The sequence below is a fragment of the Streptomyces sp. NPDC050528 genome (assembly GCF_044457795.1).
In the GTDB taxonomy this organism is placed as follows: domain Bacteria; phylum Actinomycetota; class Actinomycetes; order Streptomycetales; family Streptomycetaceae; genus Streptomyces.
The window spans coordinates 500,319-526,705 of record NZ_JBITHH010000008.1; the positions used below are offsets into that span (position 1 = coordinate 500,319).

General features: G+C 70.7%; 19 protein-coding genes. 6 read left to right on the plus strand and 13 right to left on the minus strand.

Annotation, left to right across the window (positions count from 1 at the left end):
• Window positions 1–3: 3 nt before the first annotated feature.
• Window positions 4–669, minus strand: coding sequence for a TetR/AcrR family transcriptional regulator (locus ACIBK4_RS28815; RefSeq protein ID WP_033285796.1), 666 nt, complete (start codon window positions 667–669; stop codon window positions 4–6).
• A 189-nt stretch (window positions 670–858) separates the two neighbouring features.
• On the opposite strand from ACIBK4_RS28815, the gene ACIBK4_RS28820 reads away from it, so the two are divergent.
• Together ACIBK4_RS28820 and ACIBK4_RS28825 are read left to right on the plus strand one after the other, a co-directional pair.
• On the plus strand, window positions 859–1,761 hold the full coding sequence (locus ACIBK4_RS28820; RefSeq protein ID WP_398999052.1) for a shikimate dehydrogenase: 903 nt from the start codon (window positions 859–861) through the stop codon (window positions 1,759–1,761).
• Between the two features lie 32 nt (window positions 1,762–1,793).
• The gene (locus ACIBK4_RS28825; RefSeq protein ID WP_398999054.1) at window positions 1,794–3,593 is read left to right on the plus strand and encodes a bifunctional sugar phosphate isomerase/epimerase/4-hydroxyphenylpyruvate dioxygenase family protein; all 1,800 of its coding nucleotides are present in this window, start codon (window positions 1,794–1,796) and stop codon (window positions 3,591–3,593) included.
• Here the strand turns inward: ACIBK4_RS28825 and ACIBK4_RS28830 are convergent.
• From ACIBK4_RS28830 to tkt, 8 genes are all read right to left on the minus strand, one after another.
• Window positions 3,580–5,043 carry a membrane-associated oxidoreductase gene (locus ACIBK4_RS28830; protein ID WP_398999056.1) on the minus strand — a complete coding sequence of 488 codons (1,464 nt, stop codon included), beginning with the start codon at window positions 5,041–5,043 and terminating at the stop codon, window positions 3,580–3,582. The two genes, ACIBK4_RS28825 and ACIBK4_RS28830, sit on opposite strands and share 14 nt — an antisense overlap.
• A 100-nt stretch (window positions 5,044–5,143) precedes the next feature.
• Window positions 5,144–5,731, minus strand: a complete 588-nt coding sequence (locus ACIBK4_RS28835) for a histidine phosphatase family protein (protein WP_398999058.1) — start codon at window positions 5,729–5,731, stop codon at window positions 5,144–5,146.
• A gap of 7 nt (window positions 5,732–5,738) precedes the next feature.
• A complete protein-coding gene (gnd, locus tag ACIBK4_RS28840) occupies window positions 5,739–6,614 on the minus strand; it encodes a phosphogluconate dehydrogenase (NAD(+)-dependent, decarboxylating) (RefSeq protein ID WP_398999061.1) in 876 nt (291 codons plus the stop codon).
• 1 nt (window position 6,615) lies between these two features.
• On the minus strand, window positions 6,616–8,274 hold the full coding sequence (pgi, locus tag ACIBK4_RS28845; RefSeq protein WP_398999063.1) for a glucose-6-phosphate isomerase: 1,659 nt from the start codon (window positions 8,272–8,274) through the stop codon (window positions 6,616–6,618).
• Window positions 8,267–9,202: a glucose-6-phosphate dehydrogenase assembly protein OpcA gene (gene opcA, locus ACIBK4_RS28850; RefSeq protein ID WP_398999065.1), complete on the minus strand. Its 936-nt coding sequence runs from the start codon at window positions 9,200–9,202 to the stop codon at window positions 8,267–8,269. Before opcA ends, pgi begins: the two co-directional genes overlap by 8 nt.
• On the minus strand, window positions 9,199–10,806 hold the full coding sequence (gene zwf, locus ACIBK4_RS28855; RefSeq protein WP_398999068.1) for a glucose-6-phosphate dehydrogenase: 1,608 nt from the start codon (window positions 10,804–10,806) through the stop codon (window positions 9,199–9,201). The genes opcA and zwf overlap by 4 nt, the downstream gene beginning before the upstream one ends.
• Window positions 10,803–11,948, minus strand: a complete 1,146-nt coding sequence (tal, locus tag ACIBK4_RS28860) for a transaldolase (protein WP_398999070.1) — start codon at window positions 11,946–11,948, stop codon at window positions 10,803–10,805. Before tal ends, zwf begins: the two co-directional genes overlap by 4 nt.
• A gap of 19 nt (window positions 11,949–11,967) precedes the next feature.
• Window positions 11,968–14,043, minus strand: coding sequence for a transketolase (tkt, locus tag ACIBK4_RS28865; protein WP_398999072.1), 2,076 nt, complete (start codon window positions 14,041–14,043; stop codon window positions 11,968–11,970).
• A 146-nt stretch (window positions 14,044–14,189) separates the two neighbouring features.
• Between tkt and ACIBK4_RS28870 the strand changes: the two genes are divergently transcribed.
• Window positions 14,190–15,089 (plus strand): helix-turn-helix domain-containing protein, encoded by a 900-nt coding sequence (locus ACIBK4_RS28870; RefSeq protein WP_398999074.1) that lies wholly within the window; start codon window positions 14,190–14,192, stop codon window positions 15,087–15,089.
• Window positions 15,090–15,159: 70 nt separating this feature from the next.
• On the opposite strand, the gene ACIBK4_RS28875 is transcribed toward ACIBK4_RS28870, so the two are convergent.
• Together ACIBK4_RS28875 and ACIBK4_RS28880 are read right to left on the minus strand one after the other, a co-directional pair.
• Window positions 15,160–16,563 carry a glycoside hydrolase family 16 protein gene (locus ACIBK4_RS28875; RefSeq protein WP_398999076.1) on the minus strand — a complete coding sequence of 468 codons (1,404 nt, stop codon included), beginning with the start codon at window positions 16,561–16,563 and terminating at the stop codon, window positions 15,160–15,162.
• Between the two features lie 778 nt (window positions 16,564–17,341).
• Entirely contained in the window at window positions 17,342–18,586 is a 1,245-nt protein-coding gene (locus ACIBK4_RS28880; protein ID WP_398999078.1) for an Ig-like domain-containing protein, read from the minus strand.
• Between the two features lie 352 nt (window positions 18,587–18,938).
• Between ACIBK4_RS28880 and ACIBK4_RS28885 the strand changes: the two genes are divergently transcribed.
• Window positions 18,939–21,602, plus strand: a complete 2,664-nt coding sequence (locus ACIBK4_RS28885; RefSeq protein ID WP_398999080.1) for an FAD/NAD(P)-binding protein — start codon at window positions 18,939–18,941, stop codon at window positions 21,600–21,602.
• Window positions 21,603–21,724: 122 nt separating this feature from the next.
• On the opposite strand, the gene ACIBK4_RS28890 is transcribed toward ACIBK4_RS28885, so the two are convergent.
• Both ACIBK4_RS28890 and ACIBK4_RS28895 read right to left on the minus strand, forming a co-directional pair.
• Window positions 21,725–23,122, minus strand: coding sequence for an ATP-binding protein (locus ACIBK4_RS28890; protein ID WP_398999082.1), 1,398 nt, complete (start codon window positions 23,120–23,122; stop codon window positions 21,725–21,727).
• 546 nt (window positions 23,123–23,668) lie between these two features.
• Window positions 23,669–24,364 (minus strand): response regulator transcription factor, encoded by a 696-nt coding sequence (locus ACIBK4_RS28895; protein ID WP_398999084.1) that lies wholly within the window; start codon window positions 24,362–24,364, stop codon window positions 23,669–23,671.
• 256 nt (window positions 24,365–24,620) lie between these two features.
• On the opposite strand from ACIBK4_RS28895, the gene ACIBK4_RS28900 reads away from it, so the two are divergent.
• Together ACIBK4_RS28900 and ACIBK4_RS28905 are read left to right on the plus strand one after the other, a co-directional pair.
• A complete protein-coding gene (locus ACIBK4_RS28900) occupies window positions 24,621–26,027 on the plus strand; it encodes a ferric reductase-like transmembrane domain-containing protein (protein ID WP_398999086.1) in 1,407 nt (468 codons plus the stop codon).
• A gap of 45 nt (window positions 26,028–26,072) precedes the next feature.
• Entirely contained in the window at window positions 26,073–26,306 is a 234-nt protein-coding gene (locus ACIBK4_RS28905; RefSeq protein ID WP_398999088.1) for a hypothetical protein, read from the plus strand.
• The last annotated feature ends 81 nt before the right edge of the window (window positions 26,307–26,387 follow it).

Genomic DNA, 26,387 nt, shown 5'->3' on the forward strand with positions numbered 1-26,387 from the left:
ACTTCAGTCCGTTGCCCGCTCCGCCGTCAGGTAGGCGATCACCATGTCGCCCAGCATGGTTCGGTAGTGCTCGCGCTGGGCCGGTGCCACCAGGTCGCGGCCGAACAGGGCGCCGAAGGTGTGCCGGTTGGCGACCCGGAAGAAGCAGAAGGAACTGATCATCGCGTGCAGGTCGACGGCGTCCACGTCGGCCGTGAACAGGCCGGACTTCTGGCCCGCCTCCAGGATGCGGCGGATCACGTCGAGGGCGGGCGAGCCGATCTTCCCGAGCTTCTCGGACGCGGCGATGTGCTCGGCGCCGTGGATGTTCTCGATCGACACCAGGCGGATGAAGTCCGGGTGCTGCTCGTGGTGGTCGAAGGTCAGCTCCGCGAGCCGGCGGATGGCCGCGACCGGGTCCAGGTGCTCGACGTCCAGGCCGCGTTCGGCCTCGCGGATCACGCCGTAGGACCGTTCCAGGACGGCCGTGAAGAGCTGTTCCTTGCCGCCGAAGTAGTAGTAGATCATCCGCTTCGTGGTGCGGGTGCGGGCGGCGATCTCGTCGACGCGGGCGCCGTCGTAGCCGGCCCGGGCGAACTCGTGGGTGGCCACGTCGAGGATCTCGGCCTTGGTGCGGGCGGCGTCGCGGATCCGCCCGTTCGGTCGTGCCGGTTCTTCGACGCTGGTCATCGGGATCCTTGGCTTCGTTCGGGCGCGGGCGCGGTGTGCGGCCGATTGTAGAAGGGCCGGACGGCGGCGGTCGGTCGAGTCCGCTGCGGGGCTTCCCGAGTGTGCGGCCGGGGACTTCCCGTGGGCCGACGATGCTGATATAGCTAACGTACTAGTTCGTACATTAGTGAGCCACTCAGGAGGGCCGTCGTGGCCGACGTCTTCAAGGAACCGTCTCCCGTCGACTCGTATCTCGTCGGGCTGATCGGTTCCGGTATCGGTCCCTCCCTCAGCCCGGCCCTGCACGAGCGCGAGGCCGACCGGCAGGGGTTGCGCTACCTGTACCGTCTCATCGACCTCGACGTGCTAGGCGTCGGCCCGGAGGCGGTGGGCGAACTGGTGCGCGCCGCCCGCGACTTGGGCTTCGACGGCCTCAACATCACCCACCCCTGCAAGCAGCTCGTCGTCGAGCACCTCGACGGACTCGCCCCGCAGGCCGAGGCGCTGGGCGCGGTCAACACCGTCGTCTTCGAGGCGGACGGCCGCGCGATCGGCCACAACACGGACGTCACCGGCTTCGCGGCCTCCTTCGCGCGCGGACTGCCCGACGCGCCCATGGAACGCGTCGTCCAGCTCGGCGCGGGCGGCGCGGGCGCGGCCGTCGCGCACGCCACGCTCACCCTCGGCGCCGAGCGCGTCACCGTCGTGGACGCGTTGCCGGAACGGTCCGACGCCCTCGCCGACTCCCTGAACCGCCACTTCGGCCCGGGCCGCGCGGCCGGCGCCACCCCCGACCGGCTGCCCGAACTGCTCGCCGCCGCCGACGGCATCGTCCACGCCACGCCCACCGGGATGGCCGCCCACCCAGGACTGCCCTTCCCCGCCCGCCTGTTGGACTCCTCGCTGTGGGTCGCCGAGGTCGTCTACCGCCCCCTGGAGACGCAACTGCTCAGCCTGGCCCGCGCGTTGGGCTGCGCCACCCTCGACGGCGGTGGCATGGCGGTCTTCCAGGCGGCGGACGCGTTCCGCCTGTTCACGGGCCGGGAACCCGACAGCGCGCGCATGCTCGCGGACATCGCCGAGTTGGCCGGTGCCGTGCCCACGCCGAAATAGCCGTGCCCGCAGCGAAATTGAGAGGTACTCCGATGCGCACGTCCATCGCCACCGTCTCCCTCAGCGGCTCCCTCACCGAGAAGCTCACCGCCGCCTCCCGGGCCGGCTTCGACGGCGTCGAGATCTTCGAGAACGACCTCCTCGCCAGCCCGCTCACGCCCGAGGAGATCCGCGCCCGGTGCGCCGACCTCGGCCTGACCATCGACCTCTACCAGCCGATGCGGGACATCGAGGCCGTGCCCGAGACCGAGTTCGCCCGCAACCTGCGCCGCGCCCGGCACAAGTTCGAGCTGATGCGCAGGCTCGGCACCGACACCGTCCTCGTCTGCTCCAGCGTCTCCCCGCTCGCCGAGGACGACGACGCCCTCGCCGCCGCCCAGCTCAGCCGACTCGCCGACCTGGCACAGGAGTTCGGCGTCCGCGTCGCCTACGAGGCGCTCGCGTGGGGACGGCACGTCAGCACGTACGACCACGCCTGGCGCATCGTCGAGAGCGCCGACCACCCCGCACTCGGCACCTGCCTCGACAGCTTCCACATCCTGTCCCGGGGTTCCGATCCCAAGGGCATCGAGGACATCCCCGGCGAGAAGATCTTCTTCCTCCAGCTCGCCGACGCCCCACTGCTCGCGATGGACGTCCTGCAATGGAGCCGTCACTACCGCTGCTTCCCCGGCCAGGGCGGCTTCGACGTCGCCGGACTCGTCCGGCACGTCCTGACCGCCGGCTACGACGGCCCGCTCTCGCTGGAGGTCTTCAACGACGTGTTCCGGCAGGCGGAAGCGGGCCCGACAGCGGTCGACGCCCAACGCTCGCTGCTGGTCCTCCAGGAGACGGTAGGCGTACGGGAGCCCCCAACTCCCGTCGTCCCCACGGGCATTGCCTTCGCCGAACTCGTCACCCCCGACGCGGAACCCGTCTCGGCCCTCCTCGGCGCCCTCGGCTTCACCCGCACCGCCCGCCACCACGGCAAACCCGTGGACCTGTGGCAACAGGGCGAGGCCCGCATCCTGGTCAACACCGGCCCCGCCCTGCGCCGGGACGGCACGACCCTCGCGGCGATCGGCCTGGAATCACCCGACCCCGAGGGCGCCGCCCGCCGCGCCGAGGCCCTCCTCGCCCCGGTCCTGCCCCGCCGCCGTACACCGGAGGACGCCCAACTCGACGCCGTGGCCGCGCCGGACGGCACGGAACTCTTCTTCTGCGCCCGCAGCACCCCCGAACTGCCGGGCTGGCGAGCCGACTTCACCGACACCACGGTCCAACTGCCCGCAGGGACAGGCATCCAGGGCATCGACCATCTCGCCCTCACCCAACCCTGGCACCACTTCGACGAGGCAACCCTCTTCCACCGCAGCGTCCTTGGGCTCCACGCCCAGGAGAGCGTCGACGTCGCCGACCCCTACGGCCTGCTGCGCAGCCGCGCCGTCACCACCCCCGACGGCAGCGTCCGTATCGCGTTGAGCGTCGGCGCGGCCCCCGGTGACGACGGCGCCCACGCCCAGCACATCGCCCTCGCGACGGAGGACGTGGTCACCGCGGCCCGCCGCTTCCGCGACTCCGGCGGCCAACTCCTCCGCATGCCCGCGAACTACTACGATGACCTCGCGGCCCGATTCGACTTCGCCGAGGGCGAGTTGGACACGTACAAAGACCTCGGGATCCTCTACGACCGGGACGCGGGCGGTGAGTTCCGGCACTGCTACACGCGGACGGTCGGGCGGGTCTTCTTCGAACTGGTCCAGCGCGAGCCGGGCTACCGGGGTTACGGCGCCCAGAACGCGCCGGTGCGGCTGGCCGCCCAGCACGCGGCGAGGCGGCTCACTGGCGGCTGACGGTCCGGGTCACGCCGGTGACGACCGTCGTGGCAAGGATCCAGCCGGTGATGATCAGGGCGTAGGAGAGGTACTGGTACCAGCCGTTCGGCGCGAACGCCTCCTCCTGGCCGAAGGAGATCACCGGCAGCAGCAGGTCGAGCGTGTAGAACACCGGGTTGAAGTGCGGGGCCTCGGACGCCTTGAGGGCGTGCGGGTGGTGCAGGCCGTACGCGAGGGAGCCGATCGCCAGCAGGGACAGCAGCCAGGCGCAGGCACGGAGCGGGCGGAAGCCGTAGCCGACGGTGGCGTCCTGGACGTAGCCCCACACGCGGCCGTACCAGGGATGGGTACCGCGCAGGCGGCGCTGCTTGGCGAGTTGGACGTGGCGGGCGGCGCCGTCGTCGCCGATCCGGCGGTAGGCGGCCGCCAACTGCTCGTAGGCGTGCGGGACATAGCCGTCGCCGTCGCGTTCCAGCATGGTCAGCCGGCGTTCGGCGGGTTCGTGCGGGATGAGCGAGGTGTAGGCGAAGCTGGTCAGGAAGACCTGGTCCGGCAGGACGTCCGGCTCCAGCAGAAGGACGTCGATCTGGGCATTGCGCAGCATGACACCGCCCTGGGCGGGCGGGCTCTGGCGCAGCCAGAGTTCCCCCATGGTGCTGCTGCCCGCCAGCAGCGCCGGCCCGCCGGGGTTCGACAGCGTCGTGTACGACAGGTCGAGCCGGCCCGCGATCCGGGCGCCGCGCAGGCCGACCCAGCCTTCCACGACGGCATGCCGGAGCAGGATGTTGCCCTCCACGACGAGGACTTCGGCGTCGACGGCGGAGCCGCCGGGGTTGGAGAGGTGCGCGGTGTTGAGGTGGACCGACCCGGAGACGCTCGCCCCGGTGAGGCGAATTTGACCTTGTGTGCGCAGCCCGGTCGCCCGGAGATCGTCGCCGACGGCCGCCTGGTTGAGCTGGAGCACCGGCTCATCCGCGTCCGGGGCGATGATCTCCGCGCCCTCCATGAACAGGCTCCCGGAGATCTTCGCCCCGGCCAGCCGCACCACCCCGCGGAGCCGGGACCGCGTCAACCGCAGCACCCCGTCCACCCGCATCGCATGGGCGGTGAGACCCGGCAACACCGAGTCGCCGAAGTTGAGTTCACGCAGTCGGCAGGCGTAGAAGCGGGGCACCTCGTCGAAGTGGCAGTACCGCAGCCGGACGGGGTGGTCGATCGTCGCGTACTGAAGATCGAGCCTGCCGGTGATCCGGGCACCCGCCAGGCTCAGTGACGCTATCTCCCCTGCTTCCTGGGGCCCGTTGAGCAGCAGAGCCCTCAACACCCGGGCGCGGACGGTCCGTTCGGGGCCCCAGTCGGCGCCGAGGGTGACGTCCTCGTCCTCCTCCGTACGGAAGTCCACGGACTCGCCCAACGGGAAGGCCCGCCACACCTGTTCCTCGGCCGGTGTCAGATCGTTGATCTCCATCAAGCGGGACTCTATCCGCGCGGACCTCGCGGGCACAGGGGACGACAACGGCCCGGACCGCACGTCAACGTACGGTCCGGGCCGTGGAGTTGTGCCGTTGCTACGGCCGGGTGTTCCACTCCGCGATCACCGGGCGGTCGTGCTCGGTGGAGAGGCGGCTGACCGTGCCGGTGGCCAGTTGGAACAGGCGGCCGTCCGCCGCCGTGAGGCCCAGTCGGCGGGCGGTGAGGACGCGGAGGAAGTGGGCGTGGGCCACGAGGATCACGTCACCGTCCACGAGCGCGGAGTCCACCCGCTTCAGGACCCGGTCGGCCCGGTCGCCGATCTCGTCCGGGGACTCGCCCGGGTGTCCGGCCGGGCCCGGCGGTACGCCGTCGGTCCACAAGTACCAGTCGGGGCGGGTGCGGTGGATGTCGACGGTGGTGACGCCCTCGTAGGCGCCGTAGTCCCACTCGTGCAGGTCGGGGTCGGGTACGGCCCCGGTGATGCCCGCGAGTTCGGCGGTGCGTATCGCGCGGTCGAGCGGGCTGGTCAGTGCGAGAGCGAAGGTCCGGTCCGAGAGGAGCGGAGCGAGGGACTTGGCCTGTTCCTCGCCGTGCCGGGTGAGGGGCAGGTCGGTCCAGCTGGTGTGCTGGCCCGACACGCTCCACTCCGTCTCGCCGTGGCGGACCAGCAGAAGATCCCCCACGGCAGGCCTACTTGGACTCGACGGCGTGGCCGCCGAACTGATTGCGCAGGGCGGCGATCATCTTCATCTGCGGGGAGTCGTCCTGACGGGACGCGAACCGCGCGAAGAGGGAGGCCGTGATCGCGGGCAGCGGCACGGCGTTGTCGATGGCCGCCTCGACGGTCCAGCGGCCCTCGCCGGAGTCCTCGGCGTAGCCCTTGAGCTTGTCCAAGTGCTCATCGCCGTCAAGGGCGTTGACCGCCAGGTCCAGCAGCCACGAGCGGATGACGGTGCCCTCCTGCCAGGAGCGGAACACCTCGCGCACGTCCGTGACGGAGTGCACCTTCTCCAGCAGCTCCCAGCCCTCGGCGTACGCCTGCATCATGGCGTACTCGATGCCGTTGTGGACCATCTTGGAGAAGTGCCCGGCGCCCACCTTGCCGGCGTGCACGAAGCCGAACTCGCCCTCGGGCTTCAGCGCGTCGAAGATCGGCTGCACCTTCGCGATGTTCTCGGGGTCACCGCCGACCATCAGCGCGTAGCCGTTCTGGAGGCCCCACACACCACCGGAGACACCCGCGTCGACGAAGCCGATGCCCTTGGCGCCCAGCTCCTCGGCGTGCTTCTCGTCGTCCGTCCAGCGGGAGTTGCCGCCGTCCACGATGACATCGCCGGGCTGGAGCAGCTCGCCCAGCTCGTCCACGACCGACTGGGTCGGGGCACCGGCCGGGACCATCACCCATACCGTGCGCGGCGCTTCGAGCTTGCCGACCAGTTCGGCCAGGTCGCTCACGTCGGAGACCTCGGGGTTGCGGTCGTAGCCGATGACGGTGTGGCCCGCGCGGCGGATGCGCTCGCGCATGTTGCCGCCCATCTTGCCGAGGCCGATCAGTCCGAGCTGCATGTCAGTTCACTTCCTGGGAATTACGGAGCGTCCGGTAGGTGGCCACGAGAGCGGCGGTGGAGGAGTCGAGACCGGGCACGTCCGCGCCCTCGGTCAGGGCGGGTTCGACGCGCTTGGCGAGGACCTTGCCCAGCTCGACGCCCCACTGGTCGAAGGAGTCGATGTTCCAGATCGCACCCTGGACGAACACCTTGTGCTCGTAGAGCGCGATCAACTGTCCGAGCACGGACGGGGTCAGCTCGCGGGCCAGGATCGTGGTGGTGGGGTGGTTGCCCTTGAACGTCTTGTGCGGCACCAGCTCCTCGGCCACGCCCTCCGCGCGCACCTCGTCCGGCGTCTTGCCGAAGGCCAACGCCTGGGTCTGGGCGAAGAAGTTGGCCATCAGCAGGTCGTGCTGCGCCTTGAGGCCTTCGCTCAGCTCGCCGATCGGGTTGACGAAACCGATGAAGTCCGCAGGGATCAACTTCGTGCCCTGGTGGATGAGTTGGTAGTAGGCGTGCTGGCCATTGGTCCCCGGGGTGCCCCAGACCACCGGCCCGGTCTGCCACTCCACCGGATTCCCGTCCCGGTCCACGGACTTGCCGTTGGACTCCATGTCCAGCTGCTGCAAGTAGGCGGTGAACTTGGAGAGATAGTGCGAGTACGGCAGCACCGCGTGCGACTGGGCGTCGAAGAAGTTGCCGTACCAGACGCCCAACAGGCCGAGCAGCAAAGGTGCGTTGGACTCGGCGGGTGCGGTGCGGAAGTGCTCGTCGACGGTGTGGAAGCCGTCGAGCATCTCGCGGAAGCGGTCGGGTCCGATGGCGATCATCAGCGACAGGCCGATGGCCGAGTCGTAGGAGTAGCGGCCGCCGACCCAGTCCCAGAACTCGAACATGTTGTCCGTGTCGATGCCGAAGTCCGACACCTTCCCGGCGTTCGTCGACAGCGCCACGAAGTGCTTGGCTACGGCCTTGTCGTCACCGCCGAGACCTTCAAGCAGCCACGTCCGGGCGGATGTTGCGTTGGTGATCGTCTCGATCGTGGTGAACGTCTTGGACGCGACGATGAACAGCGTCTCGGCCGGGTCGAGGTCGCGGGTCGCCTCGTGCAGGTCGGCGCCGTCCACGTTCGACACGAACCGGACCGTCAACGAGCGGTCGGTGAACGCGCGGAGCGCCTCGTACGCCATCGCGGGACCGAGGTCGGAGCCGCCGATGCCGATGTTGACGACATTGCGGATACGACGACCCGTGTGGCCGGTCCACTCGCCGGAGCGGACGCGGTTCGCGAAGCCGGCCATCTTGTCGAGCACGGCGTGGACTTGGGGCACCACGTTCTCGCCGTCGACCTCGATCACCGCGTCACGCGGGGCGCGCAGCGCGGTGTGCAGGACCGCGCGGTCCTCGGTGACGTTGATCTTCTCGCCGCGGAACATCGCGTCCCGCAGGCCGAACACGCCGGTGGCGGTGGCCAGTTCCTGGAGGAGGGCGAGGGTCTCGTCCGTGATCAGGTGCTTGGAGTAGTCGATGCGCAGGTCGCCGACGGTGACCACGTACCGCTCCGCGCGCTCCGGGTCCGCCGCAAACAACTCACGCAGCTGCGGGCTCAGTTCGGCCGCGCGGTGGTCCTCCAGAGCGGTCCACTCGGGCCGCCGCACGAGCTTGGGGGAGTCAGACATGACGGGGGGTCTCCTTGGTGCCCTCGGCCCGCAGGGCGATGGCGTACATCTCGTCGGCGTCGAGGCGCCGCAGCTCCTCGGCGATGAGTTCGGAGGTCGTGCGGACCTTCAGCGCGAGGGTGCGGGACGGCTGCCCGGGCAGGGACAGCGTGGCCAGCGGGCCCTCGGGGCGGTCGATGACGATCTCGCCGGCGCCGGTGCCGAGGCGGACGGCCGTGATGACCGGCCCGTCGGTGACCACGCGGTCGATCTTCACCTTGAGGCGGGCCTCCAGCCAGCGGGCCAGCAGCTCGGCGGCCGGGTTGTCGGCCTCGCTCTCCACGGCACCCGAGGTGATCTTGGACTTGGACTGGTCCAGGGCCGCCGCCAGCATCGAGCGCCACGGGGTGAGCCGGGTCCAGGCGAGGTCGGTGTCGCCGGGCGCGTAGGCGCGGGCGCGGGTGCCCAGCTCCTCCAGCGGGTTCGTCGCCGCGTACAGGTCGGTGATCCGGCGCTGCGCGAGGGCGCCCAGCGGGTCCTTCGCCGGGATCTCGGGCGCGTCCCCGGGCCACCAGACGACGACCGGCGCGTCCGGGAGCAGCAGCGGCAGCACCACGGAGTCGGCGTGGTCGGACACCTCGCCGTAGGTCCGCAGGACGACCGTCTCGCCGGTGCCGGCGTCGGCGCCCACCCGGACCTCGGCGTCGAGGTGCGAGTTGGTGCGGTCCCGCGGGGTGCGGGCGTGCCGCTTGATGACGACCAGGGTGCGCGAGGGGTGCTCGTGCGAGGCCTCCTCGGCCGCCTTGATCGAGTCGTAGGCGTTCTCCTCGTCCGTGACGATGACCATCGTCAGGACCATGCCCACGGCAGGGGTGCCGATGTCGCGGCGACCCTGCACCAGCGCCTTGTTGATCTTGCTTGCCGTGGTGTCGCTCAGGTCGATCTTCATGGCCTGCGCCAGCTCCGTCCGTCTCGTGCGAGCATCTCGTCCGCCTCCTCGGGACCCCAGCTGCCCGAGGAGTACTGCGCGGGCTTGCCGTTCTGTGCCCAGTACTCCTCGATCGGGTCGAGGATCTTCCAGGACTCTTCCACTTCCTGGTGGCGCGGGAACAGGTTGGCGTCGCCGAGCAGCACATCCAGGATGAGCCGCTCGTACGCCTCCGGGCTCGACTCCGTGAACGACTCGCCGTAGGCGAAGTCCATGGACACGTCCCGGATCTCCATCGAGGTGCCCGGAACCTTGGAGCCGAAGCGGACCGTCATGCCCTCGTCGGGCTGGACGCGGATGACGATCGCGTTCTGGCCCAGCTCCTCGGTGGCGCTGGAGTCGAAGGGGGAGTGCGGGGCGCGCTTGAAGACGACCGCGATCTCGGTGACGCGCCGCCCGAGCCGCTTGCCGGTGCGCAGGTAGAAGGGGACGCCCGCCCAGCGGCGGTTGTCGACCTCCAGCTTGACGGCCGCGTAGGTGTCGGTCTTCGACTGCGGGTCGATGCCGTCCTCCTGGAGGTAGCCGACGACCTTCTCGCCGCCCTGCCAGCCCTCCGCGTACTGCCCGAACACCGTGTGCTCGCCCAGCTTCTCGGGCAACCGTACCGACTTCAGCACCTTGAGCTTCTCGGTGAGCAGCGCCTCCTCGTCGAAGGCGATCGGCTCCTCCATGGCGGTGAGCGCCATCAGCTGCAGGAGGTGGTTCTGGATGACGTCACGGGCCGAGCCGATGCCGTCGTAGTAGCCGGCGCGCCCGCCGATGCCGATGTCCTCGGCCATCGTGATCTGGATGTGGTCGACGTAGGACCGGTTCCAGATGGGCTCGTACATCTGGTTGGCGAAGCGCAGCGCCAGGATGTTCTGGACCGTCTCCTTGCCGAGGTAGTGGTCGATGCGGAACACCTGGTCCGGGTCGAACACCTCGTGCACGATCTTGTTCAGCTCGCGCGCGCTCTTCAGGTCGCGGCCGAACGGCTTCTCGATGACCGCGCGCCGCCAGGAGCCCTCGCCGGCCGTCGCGAGGCCGTGCTTCTTCAGCTGCTGGACGACCTTCGGGAAGAACTTCGGCGGTACGGAGAGGTAGAACGCGTAGTTGCCGCTCGTACCCCGGGACCCGTCCAACTCGTCGACCGCCGCGCGCAGTTGCTTGAACGCGGTGTCGTCGTCGAAGTCGCCCGGGATGAACCGCATGCCCTCGGCGAGCTGCTGCCAGACCTCCTCGCGGAACTCGGTCCGGGAGTGCTCGCGCACCGAGTCGTGCACGACCTGCGCGAAGTCCTGGTCCTCCCAGTCCCGCCGGGCGAACCCGACGAGCGAGAAGCCCGGCGGCAGCATGCCGCGGTTGGCCAGGTCGTAGACGGCCGGCATCAGCTTCTTGCGGGACAGGTCACCGGTGACCCCGAAGATGACAAGACCGGACGGGCCCGCGATCCGGGGGAGCCGGCGGTCGCGCTCGTCACGCAGCGGGTTGTCCCAGTCGGCGGTCAGGGCGTCGGTGATCTCCTCGACGGTGAGCGCCTGTTCGGCGGTCCCGGCCGGTTTCGTTGCGGGAAGCTCCTCACTCATTCCCCGTCGACCCCCTTGCTGCTCAGCGACTTCGCGACGGCGTCCAGCAGGTCCTGCCAGGCCACCTCGAACTTGGCGACGCCCTCGTCCTCCAGCTGCTTGACGACCACGTCGTACGAGATCCCGAGCCGCTCTACGGCGTCCAGGTCGGCGCGGGCCTGCGCGTAGCCGCCGGTCACCGTGTCGCCGTGGATGTCGCCGTGGTCGGCGGTGGCGTTCAGCGTCGCCTCGGGCATGGTGTTGACCGTGCCGGGCGCGACCAGCTCGTCGACGTACAGGGTGTCCTTGTACGCCGGGTCCTTCACGCCGGTCGAGGCCCACAGGGGGCGCTGCTTGTTGGCCTCGGCGCCCGCGAGGGCGGTCCAGCGGTCACCGGAGAAGACCTCTTCGTAGGCCTCGTAGGCGAGCCGCGCGTTGGCGAGGGCGGCCTTGCCCTTGAGGGCGAGGGCCTCGTCCGTGGCGATCGCGGTGAGGCGCTTGTCGATCTCGGAGTCGACGCGGGAGACGAAGAAGGAGGCGACGGAGTGGATGGTCGCCAGGTCGATGCCCGCGGCCTTCGCCTTCTCCAGGCCGGCCAGGTAGGCGTCCATGACCTCGCGGTAGCGCTCCAGGGAGAAGATCAGCGTGACGTTGACGCTGATGCCCTCGCCGATGACCTCGGTGATGGCCGGGAGACCGGCCTTCGTCGCCGGGATCTTGATCATCACGTTGGGGCGGTCGACCAGCCAGGAGAGCTGCTTGGCCTCGGCGATGGTCGCCTCGGTGTGGTGCGCGAGACGGGGGTCGACCTCGATGGAGACCCGGCCGTCCTGGCCGCCGGTCGCCTCGTAGACGGGGCGCAGGATGTCGGCGGCGGCGCGGACGTCGGCGGTGGTCATCATCCGTACGGCCTCTTCGACCGTCACCTTGCGCACGGCCAGGTCGGCGAGCTGCTGCTCGTAGCCCTCGCCGGAGCCGATGGCGGCCTGGAAGATCGAGGGGTTGGTGGTGACACCGACGACGTTCTTGGTGTCGACGAGTTCGGCGAGGTTGCCGGACTCGATCCGCTTGCGCGACAGGTCGTCCAGCCAGATGGAGACGCCCTCGTCGGACAGGCGCTTGAGAGTTCCCGCGGTGGCGGTCACTTCGGTCACTGTGATCATCTTCTTTCTGGCGATCGGATCAACCGCGCGCGGCGGCAAGGGATTCCCTGGCAACAGCGGCGACGTTCTCGGCCGTGAAACCGAACTCGGCGAACAGGGTCTTGGCATCGGCGGAGGCGCCGAAGTGTTCGAGGGAGACGATGCGTCCTGCGTCACCCACGAACCGGTACCACGTGAGACCGATCCCGGCCTCGACCGCAACGCGGGCCTTCACGGACGGCGGAAGGACGCTGTCGCGGTACTCGCGCGACTGCTCCTCGAACCACTCCACGGACGGCATCGACACCACCCGCGTGCCCACGCCCTCGGCCTCCAGCCGCTCCCGCGCCTCGACGGCGAGGTGCACCTCGGAACCGGTCGCGATCAGCACCACGTCGGGGGTCCCGGTGGAGGAGTCCTTGAGGACGTAACCGCCGCGCGCCGCATCGGAGTTGGGCGCGTAGGTCGGCACACCCTGACGGGTCAGCGCGAGGCCGTGCGGGGCGGGCTTCGTGGCGTGCCGCTTGAGGATCTCGGCCCAGGCGATCGCGGTCTCGTTGGCGTCGGCGGGGCGCACGATGTTCAGGCCCGGGATCGCCCGCAGCGAGGCGAGGTGCTCGACCGGCTGGTGTGTGGGGCCGTCCTCGCCGAGACCGATGGAGTCGTGGGTCCAGACGTACGTCACCGGGAGCTGCATCAGCGCGGAGAGGCGCACGGCGTTGCGCATGTAGTCGGAGAACACCAGGAAGGTGCCGCCGTAGACACGGGTGTTGCCGTGCAGGGCGATCCCGTTCATCTCGGCCGCCATCGAGTGCTCGCGAATACCGAAGTGGATCGTACGGCCGTACGGGTCGGCCTCCGGCAGCGGGTTGCCCTTCGGGAGGAAGGACGAGGTCTTGTCGATGGTGGTGTTGTTCGAACCGGCGAGGTCGGCGGAGCCGCCCCACAGCTCGGGCAGGACCGCGCCGAGCGCCTGGAGGACCTTGCCGGAGGCGGCGCGGGTGGCGACGGAGGAGCCCTCCTCGAAGACCGGCAGGGACTGCTCCCAGCCCTCGGGGAGCTGACCGGCGACGATCCGGTCGAAGAGCTTCGCGCGCTCGGGCTGCGCGCCGCGCCAGGTGTCGAGCTGCTTGTCCCAGGTCGAGTGCGCCTCGGCGCCCCGGTCCAGGGCCTTGCGGCTGTGCGCGACGACCTCGTCGGCGACCTCGAAGGACTGCTCCGGGTCGAAGCCGAGGACGCGCTTGGTGGCGGCGATCTCGTCGGCGCCGAGCGCGGAGCCGTGGGCGGCCTCGGTGTTCTGGGCGTTCGGGGCGGGCCAGGCGATGATCGTGCGCATCGCGATGATCGAGGGGCGCTCGGTCTGGGCCTGCGCCGTCTTGAGCGCCGTGTACAGCGCGTGGGGGTCTACGTCGCCGTCGGCGGCGGGCTCGATGCGCTGGGTGTGCCAGCCGTAGGCCTCGTACCGCTTCAGGACGTCCTCGGAGAAGGCGGTCGCGGTGTCGCCCTCGATGGAGATGTGGTTGTCGTCGTAGACGAAGACGAGGTTGCCGAGCTTCTGGTGGCCGGCCAGCGAGGAGGCCTCGGCGGAGATGCCCTCCTCCAGGTCGCCGTCGGAGACGATCGCCCAGATCGTGTGGTCGAAGGGCGACTCGCCCTCGGGGGCCTCGGGGTCGAACAGGCCGCGCTCGTAGCGGGCGGCCATGGCCATGCCCACCGCGTTGGCGACACCCTGGCCGAGCGGTCCTGTCGTGGTCTCCACACCGGCCGTGTGCCCGTACTCGGGGTGACCAGGCGTCTTCGACCCGTGCGTCCGGAACGCCTTCAGGTCGTCCAGCTCCAGCTCGTACCCGGCGAGGTACAGCTGCGTGTACAGCGTCAGCGAGGTGTGGCCGGGGGAGAGGACGAAGCGGTCACGACCGGTCCACTCGGGATCCGCGGGGTCGTGACGCATCACCTTCTGAAAGATCGTGTACGCGGCGGGAGCCAGGGCCATCGCGGTGCCGGGGTGGCCGTTGCCGACCTTCTGGACCGCGTCAGCGGCCAGAATGCGGGCGGTGTCGACGGCTCGACGGTCGAGATCGGTCCACTCGAAGCTGTCAGGTGTGTGCGCGTTCATCTTCAAGAAGTCCTCGGTAAGAGCGGCAGAACTGCTCGGACGCCTTCAAATCTAAAAGTCTGACTTTTACGAGGGAAGGTGCCGGTGTGCCAGCCTGTGGTGAAAGTGGGACACCGGGATGAGCGTCGAGGCGGCACGAGAAGGACATGACGGACAGAACTATCCAAGACGTCGGCGGTGACGGCGACGTGATCAGAACGTTTCCCTTCCCTGTCGATCTGAGTGTCTGCGGCGTCGGCATGCAGGTCGGCCCGATGGGCACCGACCGGACCTGGCACGCCGACGCACCCCTGCACCGCGTCCACCGCATCGACTTCCATGTGGTGATGCTCTTCTCCGACGGCCCGGTCCGCCACATGATCGACTTCGCCGAGTACGAGGTGAGCGCCGGCGACGTCCTGTGGATCCGCCCCGGTCAGGTCCACCGCTTCTCCTCGACCAGCGAGTACCGCGGCACGGTCCTGACCATGCAGCCCGGCTTCCTCCCGCGCGCCACAGTCGAGGCGACAGGCCTCTACCGCTACGACCTCCCCCCGCTCCTGCACCCCGACGAGCCCCGCCTCGCCGCCCTGCGCGCCTCCCTGGGCCAGCTCCAACGCGAGTACGAGGACACGGACACCCTCCCGCTCAGCCTGCACACCTCGGTCCTACGACACTCCCTGACGGCGTTCCTGCTGCGCCTGGCGCACCTGGCGGCGAGCTCGGCGGAGGACGCCGCCCGGCAGGCCGACACGACGTTCACCCTCTTCCGCAACGCCGTCGAGAAGGGCTTCGCCACCAACCACAGCGTCAGCGCCTACGCCGACGCGCTCGGCTACTCCCGCCGCACCCTGGTCCGCGCGGTTCGCGCCGCGACCGGCGAGACCCCCAAGGGCTTCATCGACAAGCGCGTCGTCCTGGAGGCGAAACGGCTGTTGGCCCACACGGACCTGCCGATCGGCCGTGTCGGGGCGGCAGTCGGCTTCCCCGACGCGGCGAACTTCTCCAAGTTCTTCCAGCAGCACACGGATGTGACGCCGGCGGGGTTTCGGGCGGAGTTGCGGTGAGACGGCGGGGGCATGCCGAAAGGGGGCTCCACGCGCGCGTGGAGCCCCCTTTCCCCGTGGGGCGTCGGTATCAGTGCCCGAAGTCGAACCAGTTCACGTTCACGAAGTCCGCCGGCTGGCCGCTGCTGAAGGTGAGGTAGACGTCATGGGTGCCGGTGACCGAGCTGATGTTCGCGGGCACCGTTCTCCATGACTGCCAGCCCCCGGTGTTGGCCAGCGCGAAACTGCCGACCGGGGTCGCGGTCGGGCTGTCGAGGCGTACCTGGACCAGGCCGCTGACCCCGCTCGCCGCACCGCTCGCGACCCGGGCGTAGAACTGGGTGGCCGCCGTGGAACCGAAGTTGACGCCCTTGTAGAGCGCCCAGTCGCCGTTGGCGATCGAGCCGATGTCCTGGCCGCCGCCCGTGTCCGTGGTGGTCTCGGCGATGGTGCCGGACTGGCTGTCGTAGGACTCGGCCTGGATGGCGCTGTAGGCGTCCCGGTTGCCGGTCGGCGGGGGTGTGGTACCGCTCCCACTGCCCGTCGACGAGAGCACCTGGACGTAGTCCACGGTCATCGGGTGGTTCGGGTCGGTGGCACTGGTGGGGCCGCCGCCGAACGCGTCCGGGAAGCCGCCGCCCATCGCCACGTTCAGGATGATGAAGAAGCCGTGGTTCGTCGCGTTGGCCCATGTCGTCGCGTCGACCTGACTGGAGTTCACCGTCTCGAAGTTGACGCCGTCGAGGTAGTAGCGGATCTGCTCGGGACTCGTGGAACGGTCCCACTCCATCGCGTACGTGTGGAAGCCCGCCTGGCAGGTCGTCCCCGTGCACGCCGTCGAACCGCCGATGCCGGTCGTCTCGTTGCACGGACCGCCCGGGCTGGTGCCGCAATGCACCGTGGACCAGTCGGTGTTGAGACCCTGGACGTTCTCCATGATGTCCAACTCGCCCACGCTGGGCCAGTTCTGGTAGTTGCCCCGGTAGGGCGCGCCCAGCATCCAGAACGCGGGCCAGTAGCCGAGCGCCGACGAGCCGGTGACGTTGGGGAGTTGGATACGGGCCTCGACGCGGAGCTTCCCGCCGGCCGGCGGCTGGAAGTCGGTGCGGTTGGTCTCGATCCGGCCCGAGGTCCAGTTGCCGGCGGCGTCCCGGCGCGGGGTGATCAGCAGGTTGCCGTTGCCGTCGAGCGCCACGTTGTTGGTGGAGGAGGTCATCGTCTCGACCTCGCCGGTGCCCCAGTTGGCGGCCCCGCCCGGGTACGAAGTCCCGGTGTCGTACTGCCAGTTGGTGGTGGAGACACCGGTGCCCGCGGTGCCGTTGAAGTCGTCCAGGAAGACCTGCGTCCAGCCCGACGGGGGCGTGGGCGCGGACGCGTTCGCGGGCAGGGTGAAGGCCGCGGCGGTGGCGGCCGCCAGGCCGAGGGTGCTGAGGACGGCGATCAGGGTGCGCCGGAAGGGGTGAGGTCTGCGCTGCGTGCCGGAGGGTTCACTCATCGGTGCCTCTCGGATACGGAGTGGGGATGCGGGTGCGTGCCGTGCCTGCCTGAGAGCGCTCTCACGCAGTGGGTGCGCGGTCAATGTGCTCTCAGCCACTCCGGTCGTCAAGAGGTGAAGCCGGGAAAGTCCTTTCGCTGTGCGGGAGTTCAGGTGATGAATGCGGTGAAAGAGGAGGTTTCCGAGGGGCGTCTCCGGCGGGAGCTCGGCTGGGAGGGTGCAGGGTGCCGCCGGGACCGGGGCGCGCTGCGGGGCCAGGGCCTGCCCGGGGCTGTCCGGGGTCAGCCGGGGCTGGAGGGGGCTGTCGGGGCCGGAGGGTATTGCGGGGACCGGGGTGCGCCATGGGGCCAGGGTCCGTCCGGGGCGTCCGGGGCGTCCGGGGCGTCCGGGGTCAGCCGGGGCCGGAGGGGGCTGCCGGGACCGGAGGACATGGCGAGGGCCGGGACGCGCCACGGGGCCAGGCCTGCCCGGGCCGTCCGGGACCAGCCGGGGCCGGAGGGAGCTGCCGGGGCCGGAGGGCATTGCGGGACCAGGGCGCGCCGCCGGGACCGGGGCACGCCGCAGCGGGAACAGGCCGCGCCGCAGGACCCGGGCGCGCTGCGGGGCCGGGGCCTGCCCGGGGTCAGCCGAGGCTGGAGGGGGCTGCCGGGGCCGGAGGGCATTGCGGAACAGGGCGCGCTGCCGGGACCGGGGCACGCCGCAGCGGGGACAGGCCGCGCCGCAGGACCGGAGCGCGCCGCGGGACCGGAGCGTGCCGCTGGGCCAGGGGCCGCCCGGGCTAGACCGCGCTTCCCGCCTTCCACTGTGCCCAGGACAGGTTCCAGCCGTTGAGGCCGTTGTCCGCCGCCACCGTCTTCTCGCCGGAGTTCTTCACGATGACGACGTCGCCGAGCATCGAGCTGTCGTAGAACTTGTAGCCGGCGACCGACGTGTCGTTGGCGCCCTTCGCGTCGTGCAGGCCGACGCAGCCGTGGCTGGTGTTCTCGCTGCCGAACACCGACGTGGACGCCCAGTAGTTGCCGTGCACGAAGGTGCCGGAGGTGGTGAGGCGCTGGGCGTGCGGGACGTCGGAGATGTCGTACTCGTCGCCGAGCCCGACCGTCGAGGACTCCATGCGGGTCTGCTTGAACCGCTCGCTGATCACCATGATCCCGGACCAGGTGGTGTGCTGGGCGTTGCCGCCGCTGACCGGGTAGGTGGCGAGGGTCTTGCCGTCGCGCTTGACGACCATCTCCTTGCTGGACAGGTCGACCGTGCTGATCTGCTCGCGGCCGATGTCGAAGGTGACGTCCTTGGACTGGATGCCGTAGATCCCGTCCTGGCCCTCGACGTCCTTCAGACGGAGGCTGAGCGTGATCTTCGTGCCGGCCGCCCAGTACGTCTCGGGGCGGAAGTCGAGCCGCGTGTCGCTGAACCAGTGGCCGACGATCTCGACGGCCGGCTCGGCGGTGACCGTGATCGCCTTCTGGACGGCGGCCCGGTCCGTGACGGCGTGCGTGAAGTTGATCGACACGGGCATGCCGACGCCGGAGGTGGAGTTCGCCTCGGGGGTGAAGTAGCCGACGAAGGTCTCGCCGGGGGATTTCGTGGTGAAGGTCATCGTCTTCGCGGCGGCGTCCCGCGCCTGCGCCGCGACCGTGTACTTCGTGCCCGAGTACGGGTTCTTCGTGGACGTCCACTTCGTCTTGGCGTCGTTGAAGGTGCCCGCCAGCGTGGAGCCGTCGTTGCCGGTCACCTTCACCGTGGCGAGCGTGCCGTCGGCCACGGTGACCGTGACCGGGGTGGTGAAGTCGGCCTTCTTGGTGCCGTCGGCGGGCAGGACCGTGACGGTCGGCACCTTCGCGGCCTTCGCGGACGCCGTCGCCGACGAACCGCCCGACGACGAGCTCTCCGCGGCCCCCGCCGAACCGCTGCAGCCGGTCAGGACGGCGGCCGGCACCACCCCGAGCACGGTGAGGACCCCACGACGGGACCACCTCTCCGACGGCTTCTCGGACCGGTTGGATATGTGCGACATGCCCACGGCAGGCCTTCCTCCGCATGTCGCGCCCGCCCCTGGCCGTACGCGACGAGATCACCAGTGCCGTTGCATCCTGCGTCACTTCCATGGGTTGAATCTTTGAATCTCAGGGGCTCCACCTGAGATTCAAGTGAAGAGAACCTGAAAGAAGGCCTGAAAGAAGGCCTGAAACCAGGGTTGTCGGACGCTCCGTGAGTGTGAACAGAGTATGAAGACGCCGACCGGTGCCCTGAGTATCCCGTGAGATCCCTGTCCCGTCGCTCCTTCCCCATCTATCCGGTCGGAATAGTGAGGAAGAAACCGAGGGCGGAGTTCCGTTTCTACGGCTCCGCGGCAGACCACGCCGGAGGTATTCGTGACCGAAGTCCGCAAGCGGCCCACCGTGGCGATCGTCGGAGCGGGCGCGGCAGGCACTCTGACCGCCGTCCAGTTGTGCGAGACGGCCACGCGTCGCCGGACCCCCCTCGACCTGGCGATGGTCGACCCGGCCCCGGAGGCGGGCCGCGGCACCGCCTACGCGACACCTGATTCACGCCATCGGCTCAACGTCCCGGCGGGTGGCATGAGTTGCTACCCCGACGACCCCGGCCACTTCACCCGCTGGCTGTGCCGTCACGGTGAACCCACCGTCAGCGGCACCGACTTCGCCACCCGCTACCGCTACGGCGCCTATCTCGCCGACACCCTCGCCCAGGCCGTCGTCCGCTCCCACGGCACGGTCTCCGTACGCCGGCTGCGCACCCGCGCGGAGAGCTGTACCGGCACCCCCGAAGGCCCGGTGGAACTCCACCTCGCCGACGGGGGACTCCTCACCGCCGACAGCGCGGTCCTGGCCACGGGCCCCGCCGCCCCGACCGCCGCCTGGGCCCCGCCCACGCTGCGGGCCTCTCCCCGCTTCGTCGCCTCGCCCTGGAGACCCGGCGCACTGGACGCCGTATGCGAGGACACCGCCGACATCCTGCTCGTCGGCACGGGCCTCACGGCCGTGGACCTGGCCCTCACCCTGGACCGGCCCGAGCGTACGGTGCACGCCGTGTCCCGGAGCGGACTCCTGCCGCAGCCGCACGCACTGGGATCGGCCGGTGCCATGCCCGCTCCGCAGTGGCCGCGCGACCTGACGTTGGACGGCCTGCGCCGGGTCGTCTACCGGCATGTCAGCCGCTCCGTGCGCACCCACGGCGACTGGCGCCCCGCCCTGGACAGCCTGCGCCCGCACACCGCGCGACTCTGGCGCAGCCTCACCCCCGCGGAGCGCGGGGAGTTCCTCGCCCACGAGGGCTCCGTCTGGAACACCCACCGGCACCGCATGGCGCCCGCCACCGCCGAGTCGGTGGCCCGGGCCCGCACCGCACGCCGCCTCCAGGTCCACGCGGCCACGATCACCGAAGCGGTGGAGGCCGACGGACAGGTGGCGATCGCGCTCTCCAACGGCCGTACGGTGCGCGTGGGTTGGGTGATCGACTGCACGGGACCGGGTCAACGGCTCGAAGACCCGTTGTGGCGCGGCCTGTTCGAGACCGGTGCGGCCGTCCCCGGCCCGCTGGGCATGGGGGTCGCCACCCGCGACGGACGTCTCCTCGACACCCAAGGCCGTTCCGTACGACCGCTGTTCACGCTCGGCGCCCCCAGACGCGGCGAGTTGTGGGAGACCACCGCGATCCCCGAGATCCGCGTCCAGGCGGCCGCCCTGGCCCAGCAGTTGCTGACGCCACCGGCCCGCCGCGCCGCCCGCCGCAGACCCGTCGACGGACTCGGACTCCCGCTGTCGACGCACGCCGAGGCCGCCACCGCGTACCGCAACGGGCTCGACCGGGTCCTCAAGGTCCGCGCCGGAGCCGAGGACGCCTTCGCCCGCGCGGTCGCCCTGGACCCCGGATTCGCCTTGGGCCACGCGGCGTTGGCGTTGCTCGGCCACGAGTGCGGAGCCGCAGTGGACGTGCCCCGGGCGCTCGCGGACGCCCAGCGTTGCGCACATGAACGGGCCGACGAACGTGAACGCTCCTTCGTGGACGTGATCACGCGCCGGGTCCAATCCACCGACGGGGACCGCGCGTTGATACGGCACCTCGACGCCCACCCCGCCGACGCCCTCGCCCTCGCCGCCGCCGTGCCGACGATCGCCTTCTCCGGCGTCACCGACCTCGACGACGACTACGCGCTACGGCTCGTCGAGCGCACGTCCCCGGCCTACGACGGGCACTGGTTCCACACCTCGCTGCTCGCGTTCCTGCGCCAGGAGCAGGGCCGGCTGCACGAGGCGGCCGAACTCGCCCACCGAGCCTTGGGAGTTGAGCCCGCCTCGGGGCACGCCGTGCATGCGCTGGCCCACGTCCACTACGAGTCCGGCGCCCACGAGGCGGGCCGGGACTGGCTGGACCGCTGGGTGTCCGGGCAGGGCCGGGGCGCGGTCAACAGGGCCCACTTCTCCTGGCACATCGCTCTGCACGAACTCGCGTTGGACGACCCGGCCGCCGTCCGCAAACGCTGGTTCGCCCAGTTGGCGCCCGGCCGGGTGACCGGGGTACGCGCACTCGTCGACTCGGGGTCGCTGCTGTGGCGGGCCTGGCTCAGCGGCAACTGGCAGGGGGAGCTGCCGACTTCGGACGTCCTGGACTCGGTGGCCTGCGAGGTGCTGGAGCGGCCGGCGACCGCGTTCACCGCTCTGCACGTGGCGGTGTCCCTGACGGCGGCCGGAGATCTCCCCGCCCTGCGCCGGCTGCGCGACCACGCGGCGGGCGCCGATCCGGTGCAGCGCGAGGTGATCGCCCCGCTCTGCGAGGCCTTCGCGGCCCTCGTCGAACGCCGCTTCCACGAAGCCGCCCACGGTCTCGACGCGTTGCTGCCGGTGCTGCGCAAGGTGGGCGGGAGCGCGGCCCAACGCGAGGTCGTGGAGGAGACGTTGCTGTTCGCGCTGGTGTCGGCGGGGCGGTGCGATGCGGCTCGGCGGTTGCTGGACGCACGGTTGGACCGGAAGGGGGCGCCTCGGGACCGGCGGATGTTGGCGGGGTTGCCGGGGTGAGACGGGCGGGGCGGGCGTCGCCGGCGCTGGACACGTGTCCCGTCGTAGACCCGCGTCTGGATCTGTTGTCGTGACCAGCGGTCAGCGGTCAGCGGTCAGCGGTCAGCGGTCAGTGGTCGTGTTCAGGCGTTGGGAGTGGTCTCTTCGCGGGGTTCGTCCTCGGGTGTCGAGGGCAGGTCGAGGGTGGCCTCCAGGCCTCCGGTGGAGCTCGGGCCGAGGTGGAGTGTGCCGTGGTGGAGGTGGGCCTGTTGGTCTACGAGGGCGAGGCCGAGGCCTGAGCCGGGGGAGCGGGTGCGGGTGCCGCGGGTGAACCGGGCTTTCATGGCCTGCTGTTGCTCGGCGGGGATGCCGGGGCCGTCGTCGCCGACGGTGATCCGGACCGTTCCCGCGCCCTGGCCGAGCCGGACGTCCACCGTGCCGTCGGGGCGGCCGTGCAGGGCCGCGTTGTCGAGGAGGTTGTCGACGGCCAGGCGTAGGCCGACGGGCCAACCGTCCACGGTGGCCGGGGAGTTGGCCGTCAGCCGGTAGGTGGTCGTGGGGTGGCGGTGGGCCGCGTGGGCGACGGCCTCGGTGAGGAGTTCGCTCAGGACGACCGGGGTGCGTTCGGGGAGGGCGTGGGCGTCGCCGCGGGCCAGGGTCTGCAGTCCGGTGAGGAGCGCGGTGATACGGCGGTGCTCCGCGCTCATCGCCTCCAGGGCGCGGGCCCGTTGGGGTGCGGGGAGGTCGGGGTTGCGCTGGAGGGTCTCCAGGGTGACGCCGAGGCTGGTGAGCGGGGTGCGCAGTTCGTGGCCCGCGTCGGCGGTGAAACGGCGGGTGGAGTCCATGCTGACGCGCAACTGGTCCAGCATGCCGTTCAGCGCGCGGGAGAGGTCCGCGACCTCCTGCGGGCGTGTGACGGCGGGCAGTTGGGGCCCGGCCGTGTCCGCGCTGATCGCGAGGGCGCCGGTCCGCAGGCGTTCCAGCGGCTGGAGGATGATCCGGGTGAGCAGCCAGACGCCGCCGGCCGTGGCGAGGGCGGCGAGCAGGGTGACGGCGGCGACGATCACGGTGTTGTCCGCGAGCCGCCGTTCGATGGGGTCGATGTCCTGGAGCACTTCGAGACGCTCGCCGGTGGTACTCAGGGACCGGGTGAGTGAACGCCAGGTCTGCCCGTCGGTGTCGATCGTGCGGTAACCGTCCCGGGTCGGCACCGGGAGCGGGGCGCTCGGCGTCTCACCGTGCTGGGCGATCACCTTCCCACCGGAGACGAGCCGGACCAGACTCTGACTCCCGGCGAGCAGCCCGCCGTAATCGTCGCTGCCGTCACCGTCACTGCCCGCATGGTCCCCCTGGTCACGCAACTTGTCGGCATCCTGGTCACCCTTCTCGACACGGGCGGCGAGTTGCCGGTCGACATCGGTACGGTCGCGATGATCGATCCGAGCCACGATGACCAGCCCCGCGAGCGCGACCACGACAGTCACGAGCAGCACGACAGCAGCGGTGATCCGAGAGCGCAGACTGCGCGGGAGCCAGGTCATGGACCGGTCCTTGGGGCGACGACGGAGGTGAGTTGGGGGCGCAGTCGGCGCGGCCGCCACGTCGTGGGCGGGTGGGCGGAATGGCCCGTGCCGGTGTTCCGGGGGCGCGGCCGCCACTTCGTGGGCCGGTGCACGGGACGACCGTGGCCGTCATCGGGGCGCTGACCCTGTGGCCGCCACGCCGTGGACGGGTGGGCAGGACCGTCCGGAGCGGTGATCCGGGAGTGCTCCATGGGACGACGGCGGAGGTGATCCGAGGGTGTGGGTTGCGCGGCGCCCGTGCCATGGCCGGGTGTGCGGGACCGGCCTCCGGCGATGTTCCAGGGCCGCAGGCTGCGCAGGAGCCGCTTCATGGACCGGTCCGTAGGGCGACGGCGGAAGTGATCCGGGGGTGTGGGTTGCGCTGCGCCCACGCCATGGCCCGGTACGCGGCACCGCCCCCGGCGATGTTCCGATGTCTCGGGCCGCGCGGCAGCCGCGTCACGCGTCGCTCCACAGGACGCCCGCCACCATGATCAGAGCGCAGGCCACCCCGCCGTACCCCCTTCACGGCCCGGTCCGTAGGACGAAGCCGATTCCGCGGACTGTTCGGAGCACTCGGGGGCCGCCGTCGGCCTCCAGTTTTTTGCGGAGGTAGCCGATGAACACGTCGACCACGTTGGTGTCCACGTCCCAGGTGTAGCCCCAGACCTGCTCCAACAGCTGGGCGCGGGACAGGACTTGACCGGGCCGGTGGGCGAGGGCGAGGAGGAGGTCGAACTCGCGGGTGGTCAGGCGGAGTTCGCGTCCCGCCCGGGAGGCCACGCGGCGTGCGGGTTCGATCGCGACGTCGCCGACGACCAGGGACCGCTCGGTCGTCGACTCGTGCAGGCGGACCATCGCGTGCAGTCGCGCCGCCAACTCCCCGATGGAGAAAGGCTTTACGACGTAGTCGTCCGCGCCCGCCGCCAGCCCCGCGACCCGGTCGTCGACCTCGTCGCGCGCGGAGAGCATGCACACGGGAAGGGTTCGGCCCTGGGCGCGCAGCGCGCGGACCACCTCGACACCCGACAGGCCCGGCATCGTCACGTCCAGGACGATCACCGACGGCGGCCGGCCGGCGACCTCGTCGAGTGCCGTTTCGCCGTCCTCGGCCAGCCGTACCGTGAAGCCCTCAAGTCCGAGCCCCAGGTCCAGGGCCGCGCGCACGCCGGGGTCGTCGTCGACCACCAGCACCTCCGGCCTACGGCCCACCGCCGTCATGCAGCACCTCGACTTCCTCACCGGCACCCGGGGGAACGGCCGCCGTCGCTGCCCCAAGGATCGACGGCGAACGACAAGGAAGTCTAAGAACCACGCGGGCCCGTTCGCCCGCCGGGCAGGTATCGGCACAGGTGAGAGGCGTGCCCCGCCCTCCGACCGCCACGTTTCTTAAAGCGGCCACAAGAACCGTCGCAAGGGTGAGGACACGCCCCGCCCACGGGGCACCCCCGGACCCCGCGACGAAGGAAGCCCGCCGATGACCCTGTCCACCGAGCTGCCCCGCGGGCACCGCAGGCCGCCCGCCCCGCCCCGCGGCAAGCGGTTCACACTCGCCGACCCGCTCGGCGCGCTCGCGATCCTCTCCGTGGTCGCGGTCGTGGCCCTGTGGGTGATGAACCAGGGCGGCCCGATCAGCCTCACCACCTCCGACCGGGCGACCGGTTCCCTCGGCCTGCTCGCCGGACTGCTGGCCTCCGACCTGATGATCCTCCAGGTCGTCCTCCTCGCCCGGATCCCCTGGGTGGAACGATCCTGGGGCCACGACCTGCTCACCCGCCGGCACCGCCTGCTCGGCTTCGCCTCGTTCTGGCTGATGATCACCCACGTCGTCCTCTTCGCCGTGGAACGTTCCACACGCGAACCCACGGCGATACCGAACGCACTCCTGAGCCTCTTCGTCACCGACTCGTGGATGCTGTTCGCCACCGCCGGCACCCTCGCGCTGATCATGGTCGTCGTCACCTCGATCCGCGCGGCCCGCCGCCGGCTGCGCTACGAGTCCTGGCACCTCCTGCACCTGTACTCCTACGCCGGCATCGCGGCCACCTTCCCGCACACCTTCACCGACGGCGCCGACTTCCACGAGACATGGACCCGCGTCTACTGGTGGTGCCTCTACGGCTTCGCGTTCGCCGCCACCCTCCTCTACCGCCTCGCCCTGCCCGCCTGGCGCTCCCTGTACCACCGCCTGCGGGTCGAGTCCGTGGTCACCGAGGCGCCCGGCACGGTCTCGGTCACCCTCAAGGGCCACCGCCTGGACCGGATGAGGACGGCCTCCGGCCAGTTCTTCGTCTGGCGCTTCCTCGACGGCCCCGGCTGGTCCCGCGGCAACCCCTACACCCTCTCCGCCGCCCCCACCCCGGACCGGCTGCGCATCACCATCAAGTCCGCCGGAGACGGCAGCGAACGCGCCGCCCGCCTCACCCCCGGCACCCGCGCCCTGATCGAGGGCCCCTACGGCACCCTCACCGCCCGCCACCGCACCCAACCCGGCATGCTCCTCATGGCCGCCGGAATCGGCATCACCCCCATGCGCGCCCTCCTCGAAGACGCCCCCTACGCCCCCGGCGAAGCCACCCTCGTCTATCGCTACGGCGCGGACGAGCACGCCGTGTTCGTCGACGAACTCCGCGCCATCGCCGCCCACCGGGGAGTTGAGCTGATCCTCCTCCCGGGCCCGCGCCGTGCCGACACCTCCTGGCAGGCAGCCGGCCCCGCGCACCTGGACGACGACACCCAGGTCCTCAAGAACCTCGTCCCCGACATCGCCCACCGGGACGTCTACGTCTGCGGCCCGCCCACCTGGATCACCGCCGTCCGCAAGGCCGCCCGCGGCGCCGGCGCCCACCGCGACAGCGTCCACACCGAAGAGTTCGCCTGGTAACGGCGCCCGCCGGCAGCGCCCCCACCCGTCAGACAGGAGCACGACATGCGACGCATCACCCTCTGGTTCACCGCCACCCTCGCCGTGGCCGCACTCCTCCTCGCCTTCCAGCTCAACGCCTCCGGCGCGACCGGCAAGTCCGGAGCCGACGGCGACCACATGCGGCCCCCGGACACCACCTCCGCCCCCGCCTCGCCCGCTTCCACGGCCTCGGCCAAACCCGGGGACGACACCCCCGGCGACGGCGACCACGTCGGAAAGCCGGGCGAGAACAAGTAGGTCGGTCACCCGCGCGCCAACTCCCGCTCGGGGACGGCCTCTTCACGCAGCCCGAACCGCTCGTGCGCCCGGCGCAACACC

Excerpts from the sequence above, each read along its gene's own strand:
- ACIBK4_RS28870 (WP_398999074.1), top strand. The coding sequence starts at position 14,190 with ATGACGGACAGAACTATCCAAGACGTCGGCGGTGACGGCGACGTGATC.
- tal (WP_398999070.1), bottom strand. The coding sequence starts at position 11,948 with ATGATCACAGTGACCGAAGTGACCGCCACCGCGGGAACTCTCAAGCGC.
- ACIBK4_RS28815 (WP_033285796.1), bottom strand. The coding sequence starts at position 669 with ATGACCAGCGTCGAAGAACCGGCACGACCGAACGGGCGGATCCGCGAC.
- ACIBK4_RS28890 (WP_398999082.1), bottom strand. The coding sequence starts at position 23,122 with ATGACCTGGCTCCCGCGCAGTCTGCGCTCTCGGATCACCGCTGCTGTC.
- ACIBK4_RS28905 (WP_398999088.1), top strand. The coding sequence starts at position 26,073 with ATGCGACGCATCACCCTCTGGTTCACCGCCACCCTCGCCGTGGCCGCA.
- ACIBK4_RS28875 (WP_398999076.1), bottom strand. The coding sequence starts at position 16,563 with ATGAGTGAACCCTCCGGCACGCAGCGCAGACCTCACCCCTTCCGGCGC.
- ACIBK4_RS28900 (WP_398999086.1), top strand. The coding sequence starts at position 24,621 with ATGACCCTGTCCACCGAGCTGCCCCGCGGGCACCGCAGGCCGCCCGCC.
- opcA (WP_398999065.1), bottom strand. The coding sequence starts at position 9,202 with ATGAAGATCGACCTGAGCGACACCACGGCAAGCAAGATCAACAAGGCG.
- ACIBK4_RS28830 (WP_398999056.1), bottom strand. The coding sequence starts at position 5,043 with ATGGAGATCAACGATCTGACACCGGCCGAGGAACAGGTGTGGCGGGCC.
- zwf (WP_398999068.1), bottom strand. The coding sequence starts at position 10,806 with ATGAGTGAGGAGCTTCCCGCAACGAAACCGGCCGGGACCGCCGAACAG.
- ACIBK4_RS28895 (WP_398999084.1), bottom strand. The coding sequence starts at position 24,364 with ATGACGGCGGTGGGCCGTAGGCCGGAGGTGCTGGTGGTCGACGACGAC.
- pgi (WP_398999063.1), bottom strand. The coding sequence starts at position 8,274 with ATGTCTGACTCCCCCAAGCTCGTGCGGCGGCCCGAGTGGACCGCTCTG.
- gnd (WP_398999061.1), bottom strand. The coding sequence starts at position 6,614 with ATGCAGCTCGGACTGATCGGCCTCGGCAAGATGGGCGGCAACATGCGC.
- tkt (WP_398999072.1), bottom strand. The coding sequence starts at position 14,043 with ATGAACGCGCACACACCTGACAGCTTCGAGTGGACCGATCTCGACCGT.
- ACIBK4_RS28825 (WP_398999054.1), top strand. The coding sequence starts at position 1,794 with ATGCGCACGTCCATCGCCACCGTCTCCCTCAGCGGCTCCCTCACCGAG.